23 protein-coding genes are annotated in these 25,541 nt (G+C 59.4%); 19 read left to right on the top strand and 4 right to left on the bottom strand.

Annotated features, from left to right (window positions below; translation table 11 throughout):
• The first annotated feature begins 1 nt into the window (after position 1).
• The 11 genes from FFV09_RS06770 to FFV09_RS06720 all read left to right on the top strand — a co-directional run bounded on the left by FFV09_RS06770 (position 2) and on the right by FFV09_RS06720 (position 12,369).
• Positions 2 to 718: a PspA/IM30 family protein gene (locus tag FFV09_RS06770; protein ID WP_141447155.1), complete on the top strand. Its 717-nt coding sequence runs from the start codon at positions 2 to 4 to the stop codon at positions 716 to 718.
• Positions 719 to 940: 222 nt separating this feature from the next.
• The gene (gene liaF / locus FFV09_RS06765; protein WP_170314959.1) at positions 941 to 1,588 is read left to right on the top strand and encodes a cell wall-active antibiotics response protein LiaF; all 648 of its coding nucleotides are present in this window, start codon (positions 941 to 943) and stop codon (positions 1,586 to 1,588) included.
• Positions 1,589 to 1,660: 72 nt separating this feature from the next.
• Entirely contained in the window at positions 1,661 to 2,725 is a 1,065-nt protein-coding gene (locus tag FFV09_RS06760) for a sensor histidine kinase (protein ID WP_141447153.1), read from the top strand.
• Positions 2,726 to 2,727: 2 nt separating this feature from the next.
• Positions 2,728 to 3,378: a response regulator transcription factor gene (locus FFV09_RS06755; protein ID WP_141450376.1), complete on the top strand. Its 651-nt coding sequence runs from the start codon at positions 2,728 to 2,730 to the stop codon at positions 3,376 to 3,378.
• Between the two features lie 293 nt (positions 3,379 to 3,671).
• Complete coding sequence (locus tag FFV09_RS06750; RefSeq protein WP_170314958.1) at positions 3,672 to 5,441, top strand: sugar-binding protein; 1,770 nt, start codon at positions 3,672 to 3,674, stop codon at positions 5,439 to 5,441.
• A gap of 236 nt (positions 5,442 to 5,677) precedes the next feature.
• Entirely contained in the window at positions 5,678 to 7,234 is a 1,557-nt protein-coding gene (gene zwf, locus FFV09_RS06745) for a glucose-6-phosphate dehydrogenase (protein WP_141447151.1), read from the top strand.
• Positions 7,235 to 7,431: 197 nt separating this feature from the next.
• Positions 7,432 to 8,715: an alpha/beta hydrolase family protein gene (locus FFV09_RS06740; protein ID WP_170314957.1), complete on the top strand. Its 1,284-nt coding sequence runs from the start codon at positions 7,432 to 7,434 to the stop codon at positions 8,713 to 8,715.
• Positions 8,712 to 9,116 (top strand): MerR family transcriptional regulator, encoded by a 405-nt coding sequence (locus tag FFV09_RS06735; RefSeq protein ID WP_141447149.1) that lies wholly within the window; start codon positions 8,712 to 8,714, stop codon positions 9,114 to 9,116. The genes FFV09_RS06740 and FFV09_RS06735 overlap by 4 nt, the downstream gene beginning before the upstream one ends.
• Before the next feature lie 108 nt (positions 9,117 to 9,224).
• The gene (locus FFV09_RS06730; protein ID WP_141447148.1) at positions 9,225 to 10,808 is read left to right on the top strand and encodes a peptide chain release factor 3; all 1,584 of its coding nucleotides are present in this window, start codon (positions 9,225 to 9,227) and stop codon (positions 10,806 to 10,808) included.
• A gap of 22 nt (positions 10,809 to 10,830) precedes the next feature.
• Positions 10,831 to 11,505: a potassium channel family protein gene (locus FFV09_RS06725; protein ID WP_141447147.1), complete on the top strand. Its 675-nt coding sequence runs from the start codon at positions 10,831 to 10,833 to the stop codon at positions 11,503 to 11,505.
• 63 nt (positions 11,506 to 11,568) lie between these two features.
• On the top strand, positions 11,569 to 12,369 hold the full coding sequence (locus tag FFV09_RS06720; protein ID WP_141447146.1) for a TrmH family RNA methyltransferase: 801 nt from the start codon (positions 11,569 to 11,571) through the stop codon (positions 12,367 to 12,369).
• Positions 12,370 to 12,564: 195 nt separating this feature from the next.
• Here FFV09_RS06720 and FFV09_RS06715 read toward each other — a convergent pair whose 3' ends face one another.
• The 3 genes from FFV09_RS06715 to FFV09_RS06705 form a co-directional block, all read right to left on the bottom strand.
• A complete protein-coding gene (locus FFV09_RS06715; RefSeq protein WP_141447145.1) occupies positions 12,565 to 13,425 on the bottom strand; it encodes a sugar phosphate isomerase/epimerase family protein in 861 nt (286 codons plus the stop codon).
• Positions 13,426 to 13,500: 75 nt separating this feature from the next.
• Positions 13,501 to 14,403, bottom strand: a complete 903-nt coding sequence (locus tag FFV09_RS06710) for a sugar phosphate isomerase/epimerase family protein (RefSeq protein WP_141447144.1) — start codon at positions 14,401 to 14,403, stop codon at positions 13,501 to 13,503.
• Positions 14,400 to 15,476: a Gfo/Idh/MocA family protein gene (locus tag FFV09_RS06705; RefSeq protein WP_141447143.1), complete on the bottom strand. Its 1,077-nt coding sequence runs from the start codon at positions 15,474 to 15,476 to the stop codon at positions 14,400 to 14,402. The genes FFV09_RS06710 and FFV09_RS06705 overlap by 4 nt, the downstream gene beginning before the upstream one ends.
• Before the next feature lie 103 nt (positions 15,477 to 15,579).
• Here FFV09_RS06705 and FFV09_RS06700 point away from each other — a divergent pair, with 103 nt between their 5' ends.
• Complete coding sequence (locus tag FFV09_RS06700) at positions 15,580 to 16,440, top strand: helix-turn-helix domain-containing protein (RefSeq protein ID WP_141447142.1); 861 nt, start codon at positions 15,580 to 15,582, stop codon at positions 16,438 to 16,440.
• 192 nt (positions 16,441 to 16,632) lie between these two features.
• On the top strand, positions 16,633 to 17,520 hold the full coding sequence (locus FFV09_RS24100) for a YutD family protein (RefSeq protein WP_246098496.1): 888 nt from the start codon (positions 16,633 to 16,635) through the stop codon (positions 17,518 to 17,520).
• Between the two features lie 179 nt (positions 17,521 to 17,699).
• Here the strand turns inward: FFV09_RS24100 and FFV09_RS06690 are convergent, their stop codons facing one another.
• On the bottom strand, positions 17,700 to 18,500 hold the full coding sequence (locus FFV09_RS06690) for an NAD kinase (protein ID WP_141447141.1): 801 nt from the start codon (positions 18,498 to 18,500) through the stop codon (positions 17,700 to 17,702).
• A 605-nt stretch (positions 18,501 to 19,105) separates the two neighbouring features.
• Between FFV09_RS06690 and FFV09_RS06685 the strand changes: the two genes are divergently transcribed.
• From FFV09_RS06685 to FFV09_RS06660, 6 genes are all read left to right on the top strand, one after another.
• On the top strand, positions 19,106 to 19,483 hold the full coding sequence (locus FFV09_RS06685) for a globin domain-containing protein (protein WP_141447140.1): 378 nt from the start codon (positions 19,106 to 19,108) through the stop codon (positions 19,481 to 19,483).
• Positions 19,484 to 19,552: 69 nt separating this feature from the next.
• A complete protein-coding gene (locus FFV09_RS06680; protein ID WP_141447139.1) occupies positions 19,553 to 20,254 on the top strand; it encodes a DUF2225 domain-containing protein in 702 nt (233 codons plus the stop codon).
• Between the two features lie 722 nt (positions 20,255 to 20,976).
• Positions 20,977 to 21,891 carry an AraC family transcriptional regulator gene (locus FFV09_RS06675; protein WP_141447138.1) on the top strand — a complete coding sequence of 305 codons (915 nt, stop codon included), beginning with the start codon at positions 20,977 to 20,979 and terminating at the stop codon, positions 21,889 to 21,891.
• 158 nt (positions 21,892 to 22,049) lie between these two features.
• A complete protein-coding gene (locus FFV09_RS06670; RefSeq protein ID WP_425472306.1) occupies positions 22,050 to 22,916 on the top strand; it encodes an ABC transporter permease in 867 nt (288 codons plus the stop codon).
• A 22-nt stretch (positions 22,917 to 22,938) separates the two neighbouring features.
• Positions 22,939 to 23,832, top strand: coding sequence for a carbohydrate ABC transporter permease (locus FFV09_RS06665; protein WP_141447136.1), 894 nt, complete (start codon positions 22,939 to 22,941; stop codon positions 23,830 to 23,832).
• 25 nt (positions 23,833 to 23,857) lie between these two features.
• Positions 23,858 to 25,513, top strand: a complete 1,656-nt coding sequence (locus FFV09_RS06660; RefSeq protein WP_141447135.1) for an extracellular solute-binding protein — start codon at positions 23,858 to 23,860, stop codon at positions 25,511 to 25,513.
• Positions 25,514 to 25,541 lie beyond the last annotated feature (28 nt).

The raw sequence follows: 25,541 nt of genomic DNA, 5'->3' as shown, positions 1-25,541 counted from the left end.
AATGGGAGTATTCAAAAGATTGCGCGATATGACGAAAGCGTCGGTAAACGAAATGTTGGACAAGGTGGAAGATCCGATCGTCATGCTGAACCAATACCTGCGTGACATGGAAGAAGAGATCCATCAAGCCGAAGTGACGGTGGCCAAGCAGATGGCCAACGAGCGCCGCATGAAGCAGCGTCTTGAAGAATCGTACCGCATGTCCACCCAGCGCGAAGCGCAGGCCGAAGCGGCACTCAAGAACGGCCAGGAAGAAGCGGCACGCAAACTGCTCGAAGAAAAGATTTATTTCGATCAAAGAATCGCGGAATCCCAGGATCTGCACGCTCAGGCCGAAGTTCAAGTGTCCGACCTGATGCGTCAGCTGCATGAGATGAAAGACGAGTTCTACCAAATGCGCAACAAGCGCAACGAACTGGTGTCCCGCGCCCAAATGGCGAAAGCCAAAAAGCAAATGGCTCAGGTCAACCCGGTCTACGCGATCGACAAAGGCACTTCGTCGTCGGGCTTCCGCCGGATGGAAGAGAAGATCATGCAGATGGAAGCCGAAGCCGACGTGCTGCGCACGCCTTACGGCAGCTCCAGCCGTCCGTCCGCCTACCTCAGCCCGGTCGACGCGCAGAAGCAGCTTCAAGTCGACGAGCAGCTGAACGCGATGAAGAACAAACTGAACGGCGGACACAGCTCGCCTTCGCTGACCAAAGGCGACGAGCAGTAAGAAGCCGCACGCGGCGGGCCGAACTTATGCTATACTAGCGAAGTTACCGCAGCGCAAGCTTGAAATAACGGCAAAACGACAAGAATCACGGACCGTGCGATACGGCTTCCGGCTCAAATAGGCACAGGCGAAGCCATGCGGTGTATACCGTTATGGCTTTTGCTACGCTTGGAAGAAGATGCGGAAAGCCCAAATTCGGAACACGGCAGGAGGAGAAGCGGCATGAAAACTCAAAAACGCACATGGGCGATCGTTCTGATCGCCGCCGGTATGCTGATGCTGCTCGGCAGATGGATCAGCCCGCTCTCGCTGATCGCTCTCCTCGTGCTGTGTTACGGGATCTACACGATGCGTGCCGAACGGACGTCCATCGGGTACAAATGCCTCGCCGTCGGATCGGGACTGCTGCTGCTCGACCATATCGTCATCCTGCTCGGCGGGATCCTGCTCTCGATCGGCGTATTCTACGCCCGGGCGCGCGAACTGCATGCCGGGCGCGAATACGGACGCCGCCAGGAATTGGCGGCGCAGCTGAATCGCGAACACGAAGCGTGGGTACCGGAAAATATCAGCTTGTGGCATGTGTTCGGCGACATCGATTGCGATTTCGCGCTGGCGCTGCCGACCGAGCCGGACACGGTTATTCACCTGCAGGGGCTGATCTGCGACGCTGACCTGACGTTCCCGGAAGAATACGGCATCGAACTCGACGTATTTCTCGGCTGCGGCAAAGTGACTTTTGACGGCAAAGGCCGCAGCGGCTTGCTGAACAAGTTCGTCTGGCGCTCGCCGGGCTACGCCCACAGCGAGCAAAAAGTCCGGGTCGTGATGGCTTACGCCGCAGGCGACTTGAATATCCGAATGAACTAGAACGGGGCGAAGCGGACCCGCGCACAGCGAGGCGCAACCGATCCATAAATCCGAAGGCGGTGAACGGGCACGGTGAACGAAGCGGGAAAAGCGAAAAAATCGAATACGATCGTGCGGGGCATCGGCTCGGGTATCCTGTTATCTTTTATCGTGCTGCTGTCCGCGCTGTACGTGCTCTATTCGTACAAACTGCTGGACGTTCCCGAGACGTGGCCGCTGCGCATCCGGGCCGGCCTCACCGTGTTGACGGTGAGCGTCGCCGTCGGCGCGCTGTACGGGCTGTACCGGTCGCTGCAGATCAAGATTCAATACGACCGGCTGCAAGATACGCTGCTGCTGTGGGAAAAAGGCAATCCGGCGCGTCCGGTCGGACCGCTCGGCGGGGAGATGGAAGTGCTGGCCGGGCAGCTCGAACGGATCGGCAAAAAGTGGGAAGAGCAGGTAAGCTCCCTGCAGCGGCTCTCCACGCATAACGCCCAACTCGCCGAACAGGCGCGGGTGTCCGCGATCGTGGAAGAACGGCAGCGGCTCGCGCGCGAGCTGCACGACGCCGTATCGCAGCAGCTGTTCGCGATCTCGATGACGGCGACGGCGGTCGGCCGGACGTTCGAGAAAGACCTGTCCCGCGCGAGGCGCCAGGTGGAACTGATCGAAGAGATGGCATCTGTCGCGCAGTCCGAGATGCGCGCGCTGCTGCTGCATCTGCGTCCGGTATATCTCGAAGGCAAACCGCTGTATCAGGGACTGAGCGAACTGGTTCGCGAGATTCAGGCCAAAGGACAGATGGAGATTACGCTCAATATGGACGCCGGGCTCGAACTGGTCAAAGGAATCGAGAATCATCTGTTCCGCATCGTGCAGGAAGCGCTATCCAATACGCTTCGCCATGCGAAAGCGGATAAGATGGAGATCATGATCGTCCGGCGCAACGACTCGCTGCGCATGTCGCTCAAAGATAACGGGGTCGGCTTCGAGCTCGACGACAAGAAGCAGTCTTCATACGGGCTGTCGCTTATGCAGGAGCGGGTGAGCGAGATCGGCGGCTCGATTCGGTACATTACCGCTCCGGGCAAAGGAACGCGGATCGAATTGACCGTGCCGCTGGTAAACGGGGGACAAAGAGGGAGCGAGGAATGACGATGGAGACGGAACAACTCATTAGCGTACTGCTCGTCGACGATCACGAGATGGTGCGGATCGGTCTTGCCGCGGTGCTGGACACGGAGGACGGGATCGAGGTTATCGGCGAAGCGAGCGGAGGCGAGGAAGGCGTGCGCCTGGCGCAGCAGTACCAGCCCGACGTCGTGCTGATGGATCTCGTCATGGACGGTATGGACGGCATCGAAGCGACGCGCGAAGTGCTGAAGATCTGCCCCGGCTGCAAAGTGATCGTGCTGACGAGCTATCTGGACGACGAGAAAATGTATCCGGTGATCGAAGCCGGGGCGTTCAGCTATCTGCTCAAAACGTCGCGGGCGAACGAAGTGGCCGACGCGATCCGCGCCGCGGTCCGCGGGCAGTCGGTACTGGAATCGCAGGTCGCGGCCAAAATGATGGATCGGTTCCGCGCGCCCGCACCTGTGCGGGCGCTGCATGAAGATTTGACCGACCGGGAGATGGAAGTGCTGCGGCTGGTCGCGCAGGGCAAGTCGAATCAGGAAGTGGCGGACGAGCTGATCATCGGGATCAAGACCGTCAAGTTCCACGTGACGAACCTGCTGTCCAAGCTCGGCGTGGAAGACCGGACGCAGGCGGCGATTTACGCTTACAAAAACGGTTTGGCCGAATAAACGGTCCGCCGTATCGAAGACAACAGATTGGATTGGCGGGTCGGCTGCGCAGCCGATCCGTTTTTTTTGCCGTTGCGGCGGCCTTTCACAATTTGACGGCTAACACATTCTGCGATTTGCGCAGGCAGGCAAGCCGGATGGAGTATGCTTTATAAGCGCTTAACAAAACGCGGACAGGAGGGATGCGCAGCTGCGGCCGGTTACGATTTTTGAACGCGGCCCGATCAGGAAAAGCTTGGTACGATCCGCCGGAGAGTCAACGGTTGTTATCATTCGAAATGGGGGGCTGCATCATGTCCATGTTCAAGAAAATGGCGTACCTGCTGACCGCTTCCGTTCTTGCCTTTCCCGCTGCCGCTTCGGTCCCGTTCGCGGGCCGGGAAGTCTCGGCGGCTTCAAACGCCGTCTCGATCGTCGATTACGGAGCCGTCCCGAACGATGACGGAGACGACCTGGCCGCGATCCGCCAGGCGGTCGCCGCCGCCAAAGCCGCGGGCAAAAAGGTGTGGGTACCCGCGGGCCTCTTCGCGTACGGCGACGTCGTCGCGCTGGACGGCGTCGTACTGGTCGGCGAAGGAGAACGCTCCGTGCTCCGCAGCACGAATCCGCAGCGCCAGGCGATCCAGCTGGCCGGAAGCGGCAGCGGATTGAGCGACGTGAAGCTCACGAGCGTGCCCGCGCCCGAGCGGCTGTCGAGCTCCGTCTCGGCGCGGGTGCACGTCACGCCGGAGGCGTCGGACTTTACCGTGAAGGACACGGTGATCGAGGGCGGATCTTCGGCCGGGATCATCGTCTACGGCACGAACGGCAGCATCTCGGGGAATACGGTCCGGGATACGCTGGCCGACGGGATCCATATTACGGGAGGGTCCGGGAATATCCGGATCGAGCGAAATATCGTTCGCGACACCGGTGACGACATGATCGCCGTCGTGTCGTACGAGAAAAACGGAACCTGGGTCAAAAACGTGAAGATCTCGCGCAACGACGTCTCGGGCGGCCACGCGCGCGGCATTACGGTCTCCGGCGGCACTGATATTTCGATCGAGCGCAATCAAATAGCCGACACGGGCGGCGCGGGCGTGTTTATCGCGTCGGAAGGCAGCTACCGGACGTACGAAGTGCGCAATCTCAAAGTGAGCCGCAACGATATCCTGCGCGACAGCCGCAATGCGTCGATCCCGGAAAAAGGCGGTATTCGCCTGCAGGCGACGTACAAAGAGCCAAGCATCGTCAACGCGATCATCGAGCGCAATACGATTACCGATTCGGCGGACAGCGGCATCCTGATTCTCGGCTCGGCGAGCATTCAGGCGTCGTTTGCCCGCAACGATATCCGGGACCCGGCCAACCACGGCATCCATCTGCTGCGAACGGTCGTCGGGACGCTGGAATTTGCCGGGAATACGGTTCGGGGCGCAGGCGGCCATGCGCTGTATAACCAGTCCGCGGCGGACGTCGTCAGCGACCTGCCGAATTCGGCGCCTCCGGGCGGCGGCGAAGAAGAAGGGGCTGTCGCGGCGCGCGGCACGCCAAGAATCGACGGCGCGGCCGACGACGTATGGAGCAACGCGACGCCGCTCCGGCTGAACACGGATGCCAACGGCACGACCGGTACCGTCCGGATCGTCTGGGACGATGCCGCGCTGTATTATTTGTTCGAGATGACGGACGCCACGCCGAACGCGCTCGCCGCGGACGAGCATAACGATTCGGTCGAAGTCTGGGTCGACGAGCGCAACGCGAAGAACGGGACGCGGACCGTCGGCGATTACCAACTGCGCGTCGGGCTCGACAACGCACGCTCTTCCGCCGTGCGCGGATTCGATCTGTCGGCCGTCTCAAGCGCGGTCGCGGAGCGGGCCGGCGGATATACGGCGGAGTTCGCCGTGCCGTATACGGCGCTTGCGCCGCAGGCCGGCGACAAGATCGGCTTCAACGCGAGCGCCAACGACGACTCGAACGGCGACGGACGGCGCGACACGTATCTGAGCTGGATCGACAAAAATTTGCCGTACTGGGCAGATACGCGCGTGTACGGCGAAGTGACGCTTGCAAACTGAAAGCGTTCCCTTTGATTTTTGCGGGGCCGGCGTGATTCTGCCGGCCTTTTTGGTGGTGGTAATATTAATGAAACCTTCATGTTGGATCAGCATAAATGATATCATTGCGATAGCATCAGTTTGAGGGATATGTTAAAATGACATCACATCTTTCTTTCTGCGCGTCAACGCGGAGAATTAAGAGTCAGACATAAAGACAAGAGATACTATACCAACTACAGGAAGAATGGGGAGCTATGGCGGACAATCAAAATCTTGAAGCATTGAAAGCACCGGGCGCGGTCTTTTTCATCTTCGGGGCTACCGGAGACCTGGCCCGTCGCAAGTTGTTCCCGGCCATTTTCAGTTTGTACCGGGAAGGAAAATTGGCGGAGGACTTTGCCGTGGTCGGAGTGGCTCGGCGTCCTCGTACGAACGAAGAGTTTCGTGACGACGTTTTCCGCTCGATCCAGGAATTCGGCCGGTACAAATCTTCCGACCAGGAGAAGTGGAACAAGTTTGCGGAACACTTCGAATATAAATCCCTCGACATCAACAACGTAGCGGGATTCCAGGAACTCAAAGAACAGACCGAAGCGATCGAGCAGAAGTTTTCGATTCCGGGCAACCGACTCTTCTATCTGGCGCTGGCGCCCGAACTGTTCGGCAGCGTCTCGTTGAACCTGCGCGAAGGCGGTATGCTCGATAACGAAGGTTGGCATCGTCTGGTCATCGAGAAGCCGTTCGGCTACGACCTCAAGTCGGCCGAGAAGCTGAACGAAGAACTGGGCCATGTGTTCAAGGAAGACGAGATCTACCGGATCGACCACTATCTCGGCAAAGAGATGGTGCAGAACATCGAGACTATTCGGTTCTCGAACCTGTTCTTCGAATCGCTCTGGAACAACAAATATATCGCCAACGTGCAAATCACGCTCGGCGAGACGGTCGGCGTCGAAGAACGCGGCGGCTATTACGATCATGCGGGCGCGCTGCGCGATATGGGCCAGAACCATATTCTCCAGCTGCTCACCATGATCGCGATGGAACCGCCGAGCCGTCCGCTTGCGGAAGACCTGCGCGACGAGAAGGTGAAAGTGCTGCGTTCGCTGCACCATTTCGCCGACGCCGCCGAAGTCAAAGCCAATGTCGTGCGCGGCCAGTACACGGCCGGACAAAGCAAAGGCAAAGACCTGCCGGGCTACCGCGAAGAAGACAAAGTCGATCCGGATTCGAATACCGAGACGTTCTTCGCGGCTCGCGTATCCGTGGACAATTTCCGCTGGGCCGGCGTTCCGTTCTATATCCGAACAGGCAAGCGCCTCCCGGTCAAAACGACGGAAGTCGTCATCGAATTCAAGAAGATGCCGGGCAACATCTACCTCGGACAAAAGCACGACCTGCAGCCGAACCTGCTCGTCATCCGCGTCAATCCGATGGAAGGCATCTACTTCAAGATCAACGCCAAGAAGCCGGGTTCGGAATCCGAAATCGCGCAGGTGGCGATGGAGTTCTGTCAGAGCTGCCTGGTGGGCATCAACTCGCCGGAAGCTTACGAGCGCCTGATCCACGATGCCGCCAAAGGCGATTCCACTTACTTCACGCGTTGGGACGAAGTGGCTTCGGCCTGGGCATTCGTCGACAAAATCGACGCCGCCTGGAAAGAAAACCCGTCCGACGTCAGCTCGTATCCGGCAGGAAGCTGGGGACCGAAAGAAGCGGACGAACTGCTTGCCCGCGACGGATTCCACTGGTGGCCGGTGAACGGCGAAGAAGAAGACAACGTGATCTGGGTAGCCGCTTCGAGCAGCTAAACGGATTGCGCAATGCCAGCGGTGTATTCCGCAGATCAGCCGCCGCGCGGCCGGACATTCCGGCTGCGCGGCGGTTTTTGCTTTTTTTCGACCGAATATCGAACCGAAGCTTGACCTTGAACCCAACTTCAACCCTTATGCTGAACGCATACAGCCGTAAGCGGCTTGAAATTCGATATTCAAGGGAGAGTGGCCGCATGAACAAGAACACGAAAACCGTTTGGCTCGGGGGAGCCGCCGCTGCGGCGATGGTTGCGGCCGCCGGATACGTCTATCGGTCGAGACGGCAGGGCAAAAGCCCGAATCCGCTGCGTCGGCTGTTTCCGGTATTCGCCCTGCCGGAGCCGACGGGGCCGTACGCGATCGGCACGTTCGAAGAACATCTCGTCGACGGAAGCCGGCAGGAGAACCGGCGGGGCACGCTTCCCGAAGGGGACGGTCCGCGGGAAGTGCCGCTCACCGTCTGGTATCCGGCCGACACTTCGGCCGCGGCCGCCGCGCAGCCGGAACGATACCCGGCTGCGCTCGGCGAATGCCTGTCGCTCGTATTCGGGCTGCCGCGCCGATGGTTCGGGCATTTGTCGCGGGTGAGCACGCATGCGTTCCGGCGCCTGCCGCTCTCCGGCGGGGAGTCCGCCTATCCGGTGCTGCTGTTCTCGCCGGGCATTCGCTCGACCCGGTTCCAGAGCCTGACGCTCGTCGAGGAACTCGTCAGCCGGGGCTATATCGTAATCGGGATGGATCATCCGTACACGTCGGCCGAAGTGAAGCTGCAGGGCGGGCGCGCCGCCGCGTACGTGCATGAACCTTCCTTCGCGCATTCTAGCGAGCTGCACGCGTACAACGTGGGCGAAATCGCCGTTCGCGCAGCGGATGCCCGCTTCGTGCTCGATACGCTGGAGCGCTGGAACGCGGCCGGCTCCGGCCATCCGCTGTCCGGCCGATTGGACCTTGAACGCGCCGGGCTGCTCGGCCATTCCTACGGGGGAGCGACGGCGGTCCAAGCGCTTGCGGCCGACGAACGCTTCGCCGCGGCGCTCAGCCTGGAAGGCGGGTTCTGGGGCGAAGCCCCGAGCGGGCCGCTTGAGCGGCCGTTCATGTACCTGCTGACCGGAGAGACGGAGCGGGCGCTGGACCCGAACGATCCGAAGCGGGAAAAAGTCGTCTACCCGGAATGGACGGAAGAAGCGGAGCAGGCGATGGGTTCGAGCCGGAGCGATACGCTGTTCGCGGTGGTCGAACCGTTCTACCATCAAAGCTTTACCGACGTCGCTTATGTGTCCCCGCGCCTGTTCGCCCACAAAGCGACGCCGGAACGGACGAGCGAGATCACGCGCGCTTACGCCGTCGCTTTTTTCGACCGTTATATAAAAAGTATCCGTTCGGAGCTGCTGGGGCAGGACTCGGAGGCGTTCCCGGAAGTTCGGTACGACCGCAAGCTCACCCGGATCGCCGACCAAGAGAAGGAGACCCGCGCATGAAAAAGATGACCCGAGGACAGCTTGCGAACAAAACGGGCTTGACCCCGGCCACGATCCGGTTCTATGAAGATCGGGGCGTACTGCCGGAACCGGAACGCGGCGACAACGGCTACCGGATGTACGGCGAAGAATACGTGACGATGATCCGTTTTATCCGGGACGCCAAAGCGCTCGGGTATCCGCTTGCGCGCATCGGCGAAACGCTGCGCGAGCTCGGCGGAAGCCCGGGCATCGGCATCGAGGCGCTGCGCGAATTGGTGCGGCAGCAGATCGCGGACGTCGAACGGCAGGAGCGGCATCTGGCGGAAGTGAAAAAACATCTGAACCGGCTGCTGGACGAATATGACGACGACGAAGTGCGCGAATATGCGCGTTCGTTCCGCCGCGGCGGGGACCGGTAACGAAAATTGTGCGCGCACTCCCGGTCGGCGCACATTATCCCCTTGCCTGTGCGTTAATTATGGTACAATATAGGGATGAATACGTACGATACAGAAGGGAACGTGAACATGAACCAAGCCGATGAAAAGGTTTTGCGCGATGAAGTCGACAAACGCAGAACTTTTGCCATTATATCTCACCCGGATGCCGGGAAAACGACGCTGACGGAGAAGCTTCTGCTCTTCGGCGGCGCTATTCGTCTGGCCGGAACGGTCAAAGCCCGCAAAGCAAGCAAGCACGCGACGAGCGACTGGATGGAAATCGAGAAACAGCGGGGCATCTCCGTTACGTCCTCGGTCATGCAGTTCGATTACGACGGTCACCGCATCAACATTTTGGATACGCCGGGTCACCAGGACTTCAGCGAAGACACGTACCGGACGCTCACGGCGGCCGACAGCGCGGTCATGCTGATCGACGTGGCGAAAGGCGTGGAAGCGCAGACGATCAAGCTGTTCCAGGTGTGCGCGAAGCGCGGCATTCCGATCTTTACTTTTATTAACAAACTCGACCGCGAAGGCCAAAGCCCGTTCGACCTGATGGAAGAGCTGGAGCAGGTGCTGGGCATCCGCTCGGTTCCGATGAACTGGCCGATCGGCATGGGGCGCGAGCTGAACGGTATCTACGACCGGATGAAAAATCAGGTCGAGCTGTTCCAGGGCGACGACCATTCGCAGATCAAAGTCCAAAAAGTCGAAGATTACCGCGATCCGATCATCAAAGAGATGGCCGGCGAATACCATGCGAACCAGCTGGTGGAAGAACTTGAGCTGCTGGACGTGGCGGGCGATCCGTTCGATTACGAAAAAGTGAAACGCGGCGAGCTGACTCCGGTCTTCTTCGGCAGCGCGATCAACAACTTCGGCCTGCAGACGTTCCTGCAAAACTTCCTGGAGCTGGCACCCAAGCCGGCGCCGCGCCGCAGCACGGAAGGCGAGATCGAACCGGTCCGCGAGAAGTTCAGCGGCTACGTGTTCAAGATCCAGGCCAACATGAACCCGGCGCACCGCGACCGGATCGCGTTTCTGCGCATCGTGTCCGGCAAGTTCGAGCGCGGCATGAGCGTCAAGCACGTGCGCGTCGGCAAAGACATCAAGCTGGCCCAGCCGCAGCAGTTTCTGGCGCAGGACCGCGATATCGTCGAGACGGCTTACGCCGGCGACATTATCGGCTTGTTCGACCCGGGCATTTTCCGGATCGGCGATTCGCTGGTGGAAGGACAAAGCTTCGAATTCGAAGAGCTGCCGACGTTCTCGCCGGAGATTTTCGCCAAGGTCACGGCCAAAAACGCGCTCAAGCACAAGCAGTACCAAAAAGGCATCGACCAGCTGACGGAAGAAGGCACCATTCAGGTGTTCCGCACCGTAAGCTTCGACGACACGATCCTCGGCGTAGTCGGACAGCTCCAGTTCGAAGTGTTCGAGTACCGGATGAAAAACGAGTACGGCGTCGACGTGCAGCTTCAGCGCCAGTCGTTCCAATTCGCGCGCTGGATCGTCGCCCCGGAGATCGATCCTTCGAAATTCCGGATCAACTCCACGCTCGTCAAAGACAAAAAAGGCAACTATGTCGCGCTGTTCGAAAACGAGTATGCCATGCGTACCGCTATCGATAAAAATCCGGACGCCCGATTCCTGGAAATGGCGCCCTGATCTCAAGGAGGCCTGAAGCAGGATGGGGAAAGGCAAAAAACAGTACGCGGTCATCGGTATGGGCCGATTCGGATCAAGCATCGCCAAATCGCTCAGCCAAATGGGATTCGACGTGCTGGCGATCGACGCCAGCCAGCAGCGGACCCAGGAGATCTCGAATATCGTGACGCATGCGGTGTCGGCGGATTCGACGGACGAAGAAGCGCTCAAAGCGCTCGGCATCCGCAACTTCAACGTGGTCGTCGTGGCGATCGGCCAGGATATTCAGGCGAGTATCCTGACGACGCTCATTCTCAAGGAAATGAACATGCCGATGATCATTGCCAAAGCGCAGAACGAACTCCACGGCAAAGTGCTGAGCAAGATCGGCGCGGACAAAGTCATTTTCCCGGAACGCGATATGGGTACAAGGGTTGCGCACAATCTGACGTCGCCGAACATCCTCGATTATATCGAGCTGTCGGGCGATTACAGCATCTTCGAGATGCTCGTCCCGGCGCGGATGGTCGGCCGCAACCTGATCGAGCTGAATCTGCGGCAAAAGTACGGCTGCAACGTGATCGCCGTGCGCCGCGGCAGCAAGATGAACATCTCCCCGGACCCGCACGGCCGTCTCTGGGAAGGCGATGTGCTCGTTATCGTCGGCGAACGGGACGATCTGGTGCGGCTGGAGCTTGCGTTCGACAAACACGGATAAACCCAAAAAAGGTATCGCCCCGCGGCGGTACCTTTCAATTTGAATAAGCGGAGGGCGAAACGTATGCGACATGCGCAGATCGAATCGACGGCGAATGCCCGCGTGAAAGAATGGGCCGGCCTGCTGGAGAAAAAGCACCGCGACCGTCAGGGAAAATACCTCGTGGAAGGCGTGCATCTGGTGCAGGAAGCGCTGCGCGCCGAAGCCGACGTGGAATGCGTCGCTTACGACGCGGCGCTCGGCGTGCCGGGAGAACTCTCCGCCAGCGCGCAGGGCGGCAGCGCGGCGGAATGGATCGCCGTCTCGGCGGCGATCGTGTCCAAATGCACCGAAGCGCGCACGCCGCAGCCGGTGTTCGCGGTCGTGCGCAAGTCCGCCGCGAAGCCGGCCGATCTGCTGCGCGTGCCGCACGGCCTCGTCGCCGTGCTCGACGGCGTGCAGGACCCGGGCAACGTGGGCACGATCATCCGCGCCGCCGACGCGGCGGGCGCGGCGGGCGTTATCGTCGGCCGGGGCTGCGCGGACATGTATAATCCCAAGACGGTACGCTCGACGATGGGATCGCTGTTCCATCTGCCGATCGTGGAAGGCGATCTGACCGAACTGCTGCCCCTGGCGCGCGAAGCGTCGGCCAAGATCGTCAGCACGAGCCTGCAGGCCGACCGCGGCTGCTACGAAGCCGATTACCGCGGCGCGACCTGGTTCGTGTTCGGCAGCGAAGGCGGCGGCGTCTCGCCGGAAGTCGAGGCGTTCGTGGACGAGAAGGTCATCATCCCGATGCCCGGCCGGGCGGAATCGCTGAACGTGGCGATGGCCGCTTCGGTGCTTCTGTTCGAAGCGGTGCGGCAGCGGCTGCTGCCGTAGGGCGCGGCTGCTGCTCTAGGCCGCAGCGCGAGAAATAAAAAGGACTTGAGCCGCGGCTCAAGTCCTTTTTATCGTGCCGGGTAAGCCCGGGACGTCTGTCCGGGCGCAGGCGGCTTTTGGTTCATTCGCGAGCATGCGGACCAGCCGGATTCGCCCGGCATGCATGTCGGCCGTCCCGCCGGGCACTCCGTCCCGTCACACTTCGTCCCAGATGCGCAGCACGTTGTCGAAAGCGATCCGCGTGCCGTTCAGGCAGTCTTCCATGCCTTCGTATTCGATAGACAGGAAGCCGTCGTAGCCGGAAGCTTTGACGTGGGCGAGGATCTCGTACAGGTCGAGATCGCCCTGACCGGCGATCGCGCCGCGCAGGTAGCTGCCGCCCGAACTGCGGAACCAGCCTTCGCCGGGATTGAGGCGGGCCGGACGGATATAGAAGTCTTTGATATGGACCATCGAAGCGATCGGCAGATTGTTGCGGACGGCGGTCAGCGGGTTTTCGTCGACGCAGACGAAGTTGCCGACGTCGAGCGTCGTTTTGAAATTCGGGCGGTCGACGGCCTGCACGAGCGTCTGAATCCGGTCGCTCGATTGCACGTAATAGCCGTGGTTCTCGACGCTTGTCGTAATGCCGTAACCGGCGGCGTGGTCGGCAATTCGCCGGCAGGCGGACGCGAGCTTCTCCAAGTCTTCGTTGAAGCGAAGAATCGAAGTGTCTTCGCGCGAAGCGACGTCGTGGCGCATCAGCTGGATGCCCAGCCGATGGGCGCGATCGACTTCGGCGAGAACGCGGACGATTTCCGCTTCATAGTCTTCTTCGCTCTCCGTGATGAAGTTCGCTCCGATCGCGTAGTTCGAAAGCTCCAGGTTCAATTCCTTGGCGCGCCGCGCAAGCTGCCTCTCCAGCACGCCGGCTTCGTCGAACCCGAAGCCGAGCCCCGGGACGATCTCGATATGCCGGGCTCCGATTCCGGCCGCCCAACCCATGCCTTCGCCGATCGTCATGCGGCCCTGCTGCATGGCTTGATACAGACTGTATGAACTGATGCCGAGTTTCATCGTGCAGCCACTCCCCGTCAAATGGAATATTCGATAAACGAAAGGTTTCTGTTTGAGTATAGCGCAGCCGGGAGCTTAACGATAGCGCTCGATGAAGCGCACCGCTCCGGCAATATCCGCCGCCGGATCGCGGCCGACTTCACGCTCGATCGTCAGGTAGCCCGTATAGCCGATCTCCTGCAGCGCCCGGAAGTAGGCGTCGAAGTCCACGTCGCCTTCGCCCGGCGGCAGTTCGACGAAGTCCGCGCCGCCCGAAGCCATATCGGCGATGTCCGCGTGGTCCATCTCGCCGAAGCCGAGATACCCGTATACCTTTTTCGGATCGACTTCGCGCAGGCGGCGGCCGTCTTTGACGTGCGTGTGCACGATGTAATCCCGAAGCAGGCGCACGCCCTGCACCGGATCGTCGCCGGTGACCATCACCATGTTGGCCGGATCGAAATTGACGGAGACGCCGTTGGTGCCGAGCGTATCGAGGAAGCTTTTGAGATGGGCGGCCGGCTCGGGACCGGTCTCGATCGCAAAATAGGCGTTCCGGCTGCTTGCGTATTGGCTCAGTTCTTCGCACGCCCGGTGCATCGCGTCGTAAATGGCTCCGCCGCGGTCTTCGGGCACGATGCCAATATGGGTCGTGACCACGTTCGTGCCGAGCTCAAGCGCAAGGTCCAGGATGCGTTTCGATTTCTCGATCTTCTCCGGGTTGACGGAAGCATCCTGGAAGCCGTGGCCGGCCAGATCGCCGCACAGCGCCGATATTTCCAGGCCGAGGCTGCCGATGAAGTCGCGCAGTTCGCGCCGTTTGGAACCGGTCAGGACGGCCGGGTCCATCTCGCCGGACACCGCATAGATCTGCACGCCGTCGGCGCCGACCTCTTTTGCTTTTCTCAATCCTTCCGTCACGCCGATCCCGAAGCTGTCGACGATCACGCCGATTTTGTTGGAAAGGCCCGGAGTCCCGTTCGTCGATTGTGCGTTCATTGGGCATCCTCCCCGTCCAGACGAATTTCCCGGCCTTCTTCGGCCGAGCGGTAGATCGCGTTCAGCAGCCGGATCATGGCTACGCCGTCGTCGACCGGGCACAGATTGTCGCCTTTGCCCTGGCACAGATCGACGAAATGGTTGATTTCCCGCTTGAAGCTGTCCACGAAGTCGAAGCCCGGCGTCGTGAGCTGCGGGTCGATGTTCAGGATCGTATTATGCTGCTCGGTCACGATCGACAGCGCCGGTTCGATCTCCGCGCCGCCCCGCTCGCCGAATACGGCAATCTGCGCGGAATCTTTGCGGGCATGCAGCGAGAAGCTGACGTCGACCATAAGCGAAGCTCCGTTCTCGAACCGGATCAGCGCATTGGCCATGTCTTCGACCGTATTGAGCGAAGGATCGAAATCGGCGGCCTGGTAATACGAGAAGTTCTCGATATTCGAGCGGTTGCCGAGTTTGCGATACGTGTTGCCGCTGACCGAGACCGGTGCCGGCTTACCCATGAGATACCAGCACAGATCGATGACGTGCACGCCGATATCGATCAGCGGACCGCCGCCGGAACGTTCTTCGTCCGCGAACCAGCCGCCCGGATTGCCGAGGCGGCGGATCAGGCTCGCTTTGGCGTAATACAATTCGCCCAGATCGCCCGCATCGATAAAACGCTTGAGCACTTCGATATTGGCCGCATGCCGCCGCACGTAGCCGACCTGAAGCACGCGTCCGGTCTCTTCGACCGCCTGGCGGATCGCCAGCGCTTCGTCCACCGTTTTGCAGAGCGGTTTTTCGCACAGGACGTTTTTACCGGCTCGCAGCGCCGCGATACTGATCTCCGCGTGCGAGTTGTTCCACGTGCAGATGCTGACGGCGTCGATATTCGGGTCGGCGAGCAGTTGACGATAATCGGTATGGACGCCGTCAATGCCGTACTGCTTCGCTGTCCGCCGGGCACGTTCCTCGTTCAAGTCGCACACCGCGGTCAATTTGACCTGCGGGTTGGCGGCGTAAGCCTGAAGATGCGAGTCGGAGATGGACCCGCAGCCGATCAATCCGATGCGTACAATTTCCATGGTCGAAGTCACCCTTTCCGGATTCTTATGTTATATTTGTTCATGTATAGGGGATTGCACAGGTCTAATTTAACATAGCGGAGCAAAGGAGAAAATGTTCAGGATGACTCAGTATATGGACTATACGATCAGCCAGAGCCCGATCCGGGTCTTCTCTCCGCCGATCGATCCCGCCCGCCGCCGGATCAAATCGATCACGCTGGTCAACGCGGGACATCTGCCGGGGCGAACGCTTCAGCGGGAACAGGCGACGTTCCATGATTGGGCAATCGTGCTGATCACGGGCGGCGAAGGGCATTACCGGATCGACGGCGGAGAGACGCAGCGGGTCCGGGCGGGCTCGTGGTTCTGCCTGTATCCGGGCGCGTCGTTCGATTACGGTCCCGACCCGGGCGGATACTGGGACGAATATTACGTGACGGCCGAAGGAAAACGGGTCGAGGAATGGCAGCGCGACTGGCTGCCTCCGCGCGGGCAGGTGCACCGCCTGGCGGTGGACGAAGTGCTGCTGCAGCGGATGGAGAGCCTGCTGCGCCTCGTCGGCAGCGGAACGCCGGACAATCTCGACCGTGCGGCCATGCTGCTGGAACAGTTGGCGTACGAGATCGCGGCGGGCGGCGCAGGGCAGGGGGCGGACAGGCGCGGGCACCTGGCGCAGACCGTGATCGAAGACATCCAGTCGCGGCTGCATCTGCCGCCGACCGTCTCCGATACGGCGGCCCGGCATCACGTCTCGGTCTCGACGCTGCGCCGGATCGTGAACGCCTACACCGGCTATCCGTTCAATGAATTCGTGCATCGGCTGCGCGTGGCGGAAGCGGGTCATATTTTGCTGAACACCGACCTAAGCGTCAAAGAAATCGGGGAACGGCTCGGCTACCGGGACCTGTTCTACTTTTCCCGCGTGTTCAAACGGATCACCGGCGTGTCGCCCCGGGAGTACCGCAGCCGCGTCGGACCGTGAACGCTGCCGCCGCAGCCCCGGCTCCGGGGCGTCTCCGCGCGCAATCCCGTATTGGTTTTTTGCACCGCCGCCGTTATAATGGGTGTAGCTTCACAAATCCACGTATCGACTTGCGCAGTTCTTTTATTGAATACGGCCAGAATCATATAGAGATTGACCACAGCTATCGTTTCGGCAGGGGAGGGGAATTTTTTGTTTCAGATTGGCGGCAAAGTGTACGAAGTCATGATCAATCACAAAAACGGCTGGAATGCGGAAGCGTTCCGCGGCCGCTACAGCGAAATTCTGGAACGCTACGATTACATCGTCGGCGATTGGGGATATAACCAGCTTCGGCTAAAAGGCATGTACCGGGACGGGCATCCCAAAGTGGCGAAAGAGTCCCAGGTTTCTTTTACGACCGATTACATTACCGAGCACTGCAACTTCGGGTGCGCCTACTTCGTTCTGCGCAAGGTCAAAGACATGCGCGACGTGAAGGACCCGGAAGAAGCGGCGCTGTACGAAGACCTCGGCGAGATGAAAGAGCCGGTGCGGGAGACTCGCGAATCGCACAAAGTGCAGGAAGCCGCGAAGGAAACCCGCGAGCATACGTCTCCCAAAGAGCGCAAAGACCATCGGGGCGGGCGGGATTCCAAAAGCTCGCGCGGTGAATCGCGCACTTCGGAATCGACGGAGCGCGAGACGAAGGACAAAACGCAGGGCCATCCGGGCAAAAAGAACGGCCAGCGCGGCGAACGTCCGAACCGCCAGCCGCAGGGACAAGGCGCCGACAAGGGCAAAGCTTCCGGCGGCGAAGCAGGCCCGTCTTCGAACAACCGCAACCGCAAGCGCGAAGATCGCGGCGGCGAATCCCGGCCCAAGCCGCAGGTTCGCGACGCGGGCGAACGCCAAAGCGGCGAACGCCAGAGCAGCGAACGGCAAGGCGGCGAACGGCGCGAGCCGGCCCAACCGGCTCCGCAGCCACAAACGCAGCCACAAACGCAGCCACAAACGCAGCCACAAACGCAGCCACAAACGCAGCCGCAGCCGGCCGAATCGGCTCCGAATCCACGTCCGGATCAGGAATCGGCGAAGTAAGCTTGAGTTCGGCCCATTGGGCTGTGCCCGCCACAAGGACTTTGCATTTTCGTTACAACGCCAAGAAGGACCGGCATCGCTGCCGGTCCTTCTTTTTGTCGTTGTTCGGTGTGGTGATTGTTCGGTGTGGGTCGTTGTGTCTGCCGGGGCGGTAAGCGAAGCGGGCTTGTGCCTTGCCTTCAGCCCAGGAACGCTTCGCGTACCCGGTTCCAGAACGGAAACGGACGATAACGGGCAAAGCTGATCTTCTGGCTCGATACGCGGCAGCGGACCGAGACGAGATCGTCGATCGTCAGGTAACGGTGATCCATCGTCAGCAGCAGCCGCTGCTCTTTGCGCGAGTAAATGTCGCAGTGATGGTGCTTGGGAAGCACGAGCGGCGAACCGAGCGTGCGGAAGACGCGGTTGTTGATCGAGGCGATCTCCGCGATTTGCAGCGCTTCGAGCGTCGGGTGCATGATCGCGCCGCCGAGGCCCCGGTTGTACGCGGTGCTGCCCGACGGCGTGGAGACGCAGATGCCGTCGCCGCGGAACATCTCGAACACTTCGTCGTTGATGTCGATCTGCACGACCATCGTCGCTTCGGCGCCTTTGATCGCGAACTCGTTCAGCACGGTATGGATCGACGTGCCGGACTTGCGTTCGATCTCCAGTTCGAGCAGCGGGTACTTGACGATCTTCGGGCCGAGCCCGCCTTCGCCGGCGCCGGACATGAATTCGATCAGTTCGGGCAGATCCTGCGCTTTCCAGTCGGCGTAGAAGCCCAGATGGCCGGTGTGGACCCCGACGAAAGCGATCTCCGGAATACGGTCGATAAACGAATGGAAAGCGTGCAGCATCGTGCCGTCGCCGCCGATCGACACGACGATTTCCGGCGATTCGGAATCCATTTCGAATCCTTTTTCGGCCGCGAGTCTATGGAATTGTTGGCTTAAATCGATCGACAGTTGGTCGCCGCGATCCAGTACATAATATTTCAACGGTTAAACGCTCCTTTGCTCGGGTTTTTGCCTTGCGGCCGCCGAGACAAGCCGGTGCCTGTTCCCGTACATTTTACCATGCCAAACCAGCCGCGTCGCATAAAAAGTTTTTTTGTTCATTCTCTGCCCGATCTTTTGGAAAGCGGTTGCATAATGGGTTTATTTTTAGAAAAATTATGATAGAATAAAAAAACCAAACTCTAATTTCGGCCTTTTGGCAGATTCGATGTATCGAATGTAGGCACGTTGTCTTTAAATTCAAGACGAACGGAGTGGTCAAATGAGTATCTTGACGGCTGTTATGGTATGCGCCTTTGTCTATGTGATTCGCACTTCCCTGGAACATGCCGGGGAAGAAGAGTGGAGCGGATACTAAGATTTCGGTTTGACAGGCGGCCGCGCATTCCGGGGGACGGGTACGCGGTCATATATTCGGCGCGGGGCAAAGACCCGGCGCTTTTTTTGTTTTTTCCGCAAACGGGTCCAAAGACGGGCTGAAAAGGCTCGCATTTTGTTATAATACAAGAAGGTCTCCTGCGAAGACGCATGAGGGCAAGGCCAAGTTGCATCTCCAACGAAATCGGAAGCGAAAGCAGGTAATGGACATGAACTCCGAAACAAACCTCTACGAGCAGCTCGGCGAATCGCCCGGACTGCGGCGCATCATTGAGACTTTTTATGGGAACGTGGTACGCGAGCCTCTGCTGGCCCCGCTGTTTCCCGAAGATATCGAGCCGGTCATCGAACGGCAGCATCAATTTCTGACGCAGTTCTTCGGCGGCCCGCCGCTCTATTCGGAGCAGCACGGGCATCCGATGATGCGGGCGCGGCATATGCGGTTTCCCGTCACCAACGAGCGGGCGGACGCGTGGCTGGCCTGCATGGACGCGGCGCTCGCGGAGAACGGCGTCGAAGACGAGCTGCGCGAATTCGTCGTGGCCCGGCTCAAAGGCCCGGCTTACCATTTCGTCAATACCCCGTAACGGGGAAGTTCGTCCGTCGCGCGACTCTCTGCCGAATTCGATAGACAAAGGAAAGAAGGGCTTATCATTATGGAAATCGATCCGCTGTTTCAAATTACGACGGTCTGCGTGTGCTGCGAAAAAAAATTCGAAACGAGCCGCGTACGGCCGAGTTTCAAACAAACGATTCGGCGGGATAGCGACTTCTGCGCCCATTACAAAAATGAAAATCCCGACTTCTACGTCGTGCGGATCTGTCCGCACTGCGGCTTCGCGTTTACCGAAAATTCCGCGAACAAACTGAGCGCGATCCAGCGCGGCCGATTCGAGGAAAAAGTCGGCGCGGCGCCGAAAAAGAAAGATTACGGCGGCAAACGCACGCTCGAAGCCGCTTTGGACACGTACAAGCTTGCGCTGATCTGCGCCCAGGTCATTCAGGACAAAGAGCGCATCGTCGCAAGCCTGCTGCACCATATCGCGTGGTTGTACCGCTACGCGGACAACGCGGAGCAGGAAGCCCGGTTTATCGGCTTCGCGCGCGATTCGTACATCCGCGTCTACGAGACGGAAGCGGCCGGGCCGAGCGACGCGCGGCTGATGTACCTGATCGGCGAGCTGTGCCGCCGCATGGGCGAGTTCAACGAAGCGGTGCGCTGGTTCTCGCGCGTCATCCACGATCAGCGCATCATGGACGCGGGCATGATCCGGGCGTCGCGGGAACAGTGGGCGACTTTGCGCGAAGACATGTTGGCGCGGAAAATGGAGCTGCCTTCGGAGATGTTGGAGTCTTGAAGGTGTGATGGGAGCCTGGGGCTGGGCGTCGGAGCTTGGGGCTTGGGGCTTCCGTGGCGAGGAAAGGTTGAGGTTGGGAGGCGCTGCGGGGCGGTGAGGCCTGCGATCGCTGTTGCCCCCCGGCTTCCCTGGATTGGAACAGGAAGGGTGGAAGCCGGGGGACAAAGGCGATGTTCCGCTTCCGCTCCACGGTCTCCGGCTCTCCCCGCCCCTCCGCTGACTGCGGCTCGCCTGCGCAACGAGGGTGGGGAAGCGAGCGCCCAAGGCTCCCTTTGTGGTGGGGGTAGGGGAAGGGATAAGAGATAAGAGAGAAGAGCGTAAAGAGATAAGGGACAAGGGATACGAGAGTGAAGAGATAAGAGTGTTAAGGGATAAGAGTGGGAAGAGACAAGGATAAGGGATAAGGGATAAGAGATAAAGGCTGCCTGGGAGTCGGGCGGTCTTTTTTTTGTATTTTTTAAGGGGAAGGAGAGGGAGATTGATGTGAAGGAGTAGAGAAAGGGAACGCGATGTAATCTATGTTGACGCCGAGGGAGTTGGGTTCTACGATGAGGGGGTAGAACGGAAAGTGGGCTTTTTTCAGAGAGAATCAGTAAGATACAGTAATTTTTAATGAAAATACAGTAACAATCATCGAATTTGCGCAAAGGGAAAGGGATGAGAAGCGTATGGGACGAGTCGGCGAGAATAGGGGACGAAGCGGAGAAAGAGCAGAGGAAAGAATGAAGGAGAAAGTCGTATTCCACCGCGAGTATCCGATCCATCTGTCGGACACGGTCGGGGTCACGACGCAGTATCAGAGGCTGCACGCGCACGACGCGCTGGAGATCAACATGATCAAGTCGGGAACGGGCTATTACATCATCAACGGCGTCACGTACGATTTCGAAGCGGGAGACATCGTGCTGATCCATTCGGGAGCGCTGCACTGCGCCTACGAGAAAGAAGGGCTGGTCATGCAGGTCATCACGTTCGACGCCGCCTGGTTCATGGGCAGCCAGCGTTCCGATCCCGACATTTTGAGCCCGTTCAAGGAAATGGGCGTTTATTTTACCCACGTGCTCGACCGCGACCATCCGCGCCTGCCCGAACTGCGCGGACTGCTGCTGTCGCTGCAGGAAGAGCACGACGCGGCCCGGCCTTCGTACGTGTCTGTCGTGTACGCCTACATGCTGCAATTTTTCGTGCAGGTGAATCGCCATTTTCGCCGCGAGAACGTCGAACCGGCGGCAGGCAGCGTCTCCGTCGCGCAGCTGGAAAAAGTCCGTCTCGTGATCGGCGCGATGGAAGAACGCCCCGCCCACGCCTGGACGCTGGAAGAACTGTCCGCCCTCGCTTACCTCAGCCCGTCCCGCTTCAGCGACGTGTTTCGCCGCGCGGTCGGGGTCTCGCCTCTTACGTATCTGATTCAAATCCGGCTGGAGAACGCGTATCACCTGCTGGAAACGTCCGATCTGAAGATCGTCGATATCGCGATGGAATGCGGATTTCGCACGCTGTCGAATTTCAACCGGCTGTTCAAGCGCCATATCGGCACCGAGCCGAGACTGATCCGCGGCAAAATAAATGCGTGTTGCAGTAAGATAGTACCGGTTTCCGATCATTTTGGCGGAGTCGAAGAGGTGGGGTCCAAGTAAGATTGAGTCAGGAAAAGTCACTTCAACGGTGATGCCTACTTACACCATGCGAGGGAAAGGAGGTCCATATGCAGAATACGACGCACCGGACCGCCATCGGGGAACGAAAAGCGAAGGTGTCGCTGGTCAAACGGCTTGGCAGGCAGTGGGATCTTCAAATGATGGTGATTCCGGCGCTGCTGTTCATCTTCGTGTTCAGCTACATTCCGATGTACGGGGTCCTGATGGCTTTTCAGGATTACAGTCTGTTCGACGGATTTTCCGGAAGTGCGTGGGTCGGGTTCAAGCATTTCGAAATGTTTTTCAACGCTCCCGAGTTCTGGACGGTCATCCGCAATACGGTGGCGATCAGCCTGCTGAAGCTGCTGGTCGGGTTCCCGGCTCCAATCCTGCTGGCGTTGATGCTGAACGAAGTGCGCAGCCGCGCTTTCAAAAAAATCGTGCAGACGATCAGCTACCTGCCGCACTTCCTGTCCTGGGTCATCGTCTCCGGCTTCGTCATGTCGCTGCTGTCGACGGAGAACGGGAGCGTCAACATGCTGCTGCAGACCGCGAATCTGATCAAGGAGCCGATCAACTTCCTTTCCCTGCCGCAGTATTTCTGGACGATTCTCGTCACAACGGGCGTCTGGAAAGAAATCGGATTCGCTTCGATCGTCTATCTGGCGGCCATCGCCGGCGTCGATCCGCATATGCACGAAGCGGCGGCGATGGACGGGGCGGGCAAGCTGAGGCAGATCTTTTCCATCACGCTGCCCGCGATCATGCCCGTCATCATCGTGTTCCTGATTCTGGCGATCGGCAATCTGTTGAGCGCGGGATTCGAAGACATCCTGCTGCTCGGCTCGAATCCCGTCCTGAGGGACGTGGGCGACGTGCTCGATACATACGTGTACCGGACCGGCATCCAGAACAACCGGTATTCCTACGCGACGGCGGCGGGCCTGTTCAAATCGCTGCTCGGCGTGCTCCTGCTGGTCGGGGCGAACTACGCGGCGCGCAAATCGGGCAACAGCCTATGGTAAATCGAAAGCGGGGTGCTTGCGCATGAAACCTTCAACCGGAGACCGCATGCTGACGGGCGTCGTCTACGCGCTGCTCGCCGTCATGGCTTTCGTCGCTTTCTATCCGTTCTGGAACGCGGCGGTGATTTCTTTCAACAACGGTACGGATACGATGCGCGGCGGCATCACGTTCTGGCCGAGAGCGTTCACGTTCGAAAATTACCGGGTCGTGTTCGAAGACAGCCGGCTGATCAACGGATTCGTGATCTCGATTCTGCGCACGCTGCTCGGGACGCTGCTCTCGGTCGGGGCTACGGCGATCTTCGCCTACGGCATGAGCAAATCGGAACTGATCGGCCGCAAAGGCTACATGATCTTCTGCATCGTCACGATGTATTTCAGCGGCGGGCTCATTCCGACCTTCCTGCTGATCCGCTCGCTCGACCTGTTCAACACGTTCTGGGTCATGGTCATTCCGGGACTCATCAGCGTGTGGAACATGATCATTTTCCGTACTTTTTTCAAAAGCATTCCGGCGGGGCTCGAAGAATCGGCGCGGATCGACGGCTGTTCCAACTGGGGCGTGCTGTTTCGCATCGTGCTTCCGCTGTCCGGCCCCGTTATCGCCACGCTGTCGCTGTTCACGGCGGTGTATCACTGGAACGACTGGTTTACGCCGAGCATCTATATCAGCAACGCCGATCTGCTCCCGATTCAGACGAAGCTGCAGCAGATTCTGAATTCGAACATCATGAGCGAACAGATGGCGCAGATGGACTCGGCAGCCCAGGGACGGATGAGCCGGATGAAAGCCGTGACGTCGAAGTCGCTGTCCATGGCCACGATGATGGTTGCGACGATTCCCATTTTGTGCGTGTATCCTTTCCTGCAAAAGTATTTCGTCAAAGGCGTGCTGGTCGGTTCGCTCAAGGAATAGACAAGAGGACGAAGGGGGCAAAGCCATGAGAATCGGTAAAAAAGGACGGCGGGTCGGCTCGACGCTGCTCGCATTGACGTTGGTCTTGGCAGGCTGCAGCGGAGGAAGTTCTTCCGGGGCGGGCAAAACCGAAGGCGGAAGCGGCTCGGCCGAAGCGTCCGGGCAGGAAGCGTACGTACTCGGCGAAAGTCCGCTCGAATTTTCTTTCTACGGGCATTACGACTGGTATACGATGCCGAACTGGGGCGAAGACAAAGCTTCGGAATGGATCAAGGCCAACAAAAAAGTCAACGTCGTTCCGATCAGCTCCGGCGGCAACGCCAAGCAGAAGCTGAGCACGATGATCGTGTCGGGCGAGCTGCCGGACGTGATCTGGACCGAACGCGGCGCCGACGTGGAATCGCTGCGCAAAGCGGGTGCGATCGTGCCGTTCGACGACTATCTGGACAAATACCCGAATCTCAAAAAGTGGGCCGGCGAAGAGACGCTCGACATGCTGCGCTCGGAAGACGGCAAGCTGTACCAGTTCCCGAACTGGTACACGACGCAGCCGAACGGCAACGCCGGCTATCTGGTGAACAAAAAAATCTACAACGAGCTCGGCGCGCCGAAGCTTGAGACCACCGAAGAACTGTACGCCTATCTCAAGCAGGTCAAAGACAAATATCCGGACGTCGTGCCGCTCGAAGTCGGGCAGTCCGCAAGCGGCGTCGACATTATGAGTTCGGCTTTTGCGGAGAACCGGCCTTATCTGTACAGCTCGCTCAGCATGAAAGCCGTCCCGTCGGGCGAGACGCTGACGTCGGTGTTCACCGACGACGTGTTCCGCGAGACGCTCGTCTACGCCAACCGGCTGTACCGCGACAAGCTGATCAGCCAGGACGCGTTCACCCAGCCGCTGGAGCAGGTAGAGCAGAAGATCATTACCGGCAAAGCCGCCGTCTACGTCGCGTCCAGCCCGACCGAGTTCGGGGCGATCGGCGACTCCCTGCTCAGCGAAGAAGATCCGGAAGCCGGGTACATCATGATCTGGCCGGTGCATAAGGAAGGTCTGGACAAAAACAAAATTTTCCCCGGTACGTACAACCAGCTCGGCTGGAACGTCAGCGTTATCTCGAAGACGGCCAAAGACCCGGAAGCGATCTTCGCTTTCCTCGACTGGCTCACCGGCCCCGAAGGGCAGCGAATCAGCATGTGGGGACCGGAAGGGCTGTATTGGGACGGCGTCGACGAAGAAGAAGCGCCGATCTTCACCGACGCGTTCACTTCGGACACCAAAGGCCGCGACGAACTGATGAACTCCACGGTCAATCTCCAGTGGGTCGGCAATACGGTCTACGTGGACAACTCCAAGATGAAGTTCGAATCGACGCTGCCGGAAGACAAGAAGAGTTGGGAAACGAAATGGCAGTCGGAGATTACGTGGAAAACGCAGTACGACACGACGGCCTTCGTCAACCTGAATCCGGCCGGCGATTCGAACGAAGGCATCATCGAGCAGAGCGTCGGCGAAATCTATGAAAAAGCCAAAGCGCAGGCGATTCTGAACGCGGGCAGCGAAGAAGAAGTGCTGGCTATTCTGGATCAGGCGGAGCAGGACGCACAGCAGGTCGGTTACGCCCAACTGCTGGAGTACAAAACGGGAAAATGGCAGGAAAATCTGGCGAAGCTCGGCAAATAAAACAGAAGACACGACGTTTGGATGGAGG

Source organism: Saccharibacillus brassicae (assembly GCF_006542275.1).
GTDB lineage: Bacteria > Bacillota > Bacilli > Paenibacillales > Paenibacillaceae > Saccharibacillus > Saccharibacillus brassicae.
Note: the sequence above shows the minus strand (reverse complement) of the source record. Positions and strands in the feature narration are given on the sequence as shown.

Excerpts from the sequence above, each read along its gene's own strand:
- FFV09_RS06660 (WP_141447135.1), top strand. The coding sequence starts at position 23,858 with ATGAGAATCGGTAAAAAAGGACGGCGGGTCGGCTCGACGCTGCTCGCA.
- FFV09_RS06680 (WP_141447139.1), top strand. The coding sequence starts at position 19,553 with ATGGAAATCGATCCGCTGTTTCAAATTACGACGGTCTGCGTGTGCTGC.
- FFV09_RS06670 (WP_425472306.1), top strand. The coding sequence starts at position 22,050 with ATGATGGTGATTCCGGCGCTGCTGTTCATCTTCGTGTTCAGCTACATT.
- FFV09_RS06735 (WP_141447149.1), top strand. The coding sequence starts at position 8,712 with ATGAAAAAGATGACCCGAGGACAGCTTGCGAACAAAACGGGCTTGACC.
- FFV09_RS06725 (WP_141447147.1), top strand. The coding sequence starts at position 10,831 with ATGGGGAAAGGCAAAAAACAGTACGCGGTCATCGGTATGGGCCGATTC.
- zwf (WP_141447151.1), top strand. The coding sequence starts at position 5,678 with ATGGCGGACAATCAAAATCTTGAAGCATTGAAAGCACCGGGCGCGGTC.
- FFV09_RS06730 (WP_141447148.1), top strand. The coding sequence starts at position 9,225 with ATGAACCAAGCCGATGAAAAGGTTTTGCGCGATGAAGTCGACAAACGC.
- FFV09_RS06705 (WP_141447143.1), bottom strand. The coding sequence starts at position 15,476 with ATGGAAATTGTACGCATCGGATTGATCGGCTGCGGGTCCATCTCCGAC.
- FFV09_RS06685 (WP_141447140.1), top strand. The coding sequence starts at position 19,106 with ATGAACTCCGAAACAAACCTCTACGAGCAGCTCGGCGAATCGCCCGGA.
- FFV09_RS06770 (WP_141447155.1), top strand. The coding sequence starts at position 2 with ATGGGAGTATTCAAAAGATTGCGCGATATGACGAAAGCGTCGGTAAAC.
- FFV09_RS06710 (WP_141447144.1), bottom strand. The coding sequence starts at position 14,403 with ATGAACGCACAATCGACGAACGGGACTCCGGGCCTTTCCAACAAAATC.
- FFV09_RS06750 (WP_170314958.1), top strand. The coding sequence starts at position 3,672 with ATGTCCATGTTCAAGAAAATGGCGTACCTGCTGACCGCTTCCGTTCTT.
- FFV09_RS06715 (WP_141447145.1), bottom strand. The coding sequence starts at position 13,425 with ATGAAACTCGGCATCAGTTCATACAGTCTGTATCAAGCCATGCAGCAG.
- FFV09_RS06700 (WP_141447142.1), top strand. The coding sequence starts at position 15,580 with ATGACTCAGTATATGGACTATACGATCAGCCAGAGCCCGATCCGGGTC.
- FFV09_RS06755 (WP_141450376.1), top strand. The coding sequence starts at position 2,728 with ATGGAGACGGAACAACTCATTAGCGTACTGCTCGTCGACGATCACGAG.
- liaF (WP_170314959.1), top strand. The coding sequence starts at position 941 with ATGAAAACTCAAAAACGCACATGGGCGATCGTTCTGATCGCCGCCGGT.
- FFV09_RS06665 (WP_141447136.1), top strand. The coding sequence starts at position 22,939 with ATGAAACCTTCAACCGGAGACCGCATGCTGACGGGCGTCGTCTACGCG.
- FFV09_RS06740 (WP_170314957.1), top strand. The coding sequence starts at position 7,432 with ATGAACAAGAACACGAAAACCGTTTGGCTCGGGGGAGCCGCCGCTGCG.
- FFV09_RS06675 (WP_141447138.1), top strand. The coding sequence starts at position 20,977 with ATGAAGGAGAAAGTCGTATTCCACCGCGAGTATCCGATCCATCTGTCG.
- FFV09_RS06720 (WP_141447146.1), top strand. The coding sequence starts at position 11,569 with ATGCGACATGCGCAGATCGAATCGACGGCGAATGCCCGCGTGAAAGAA.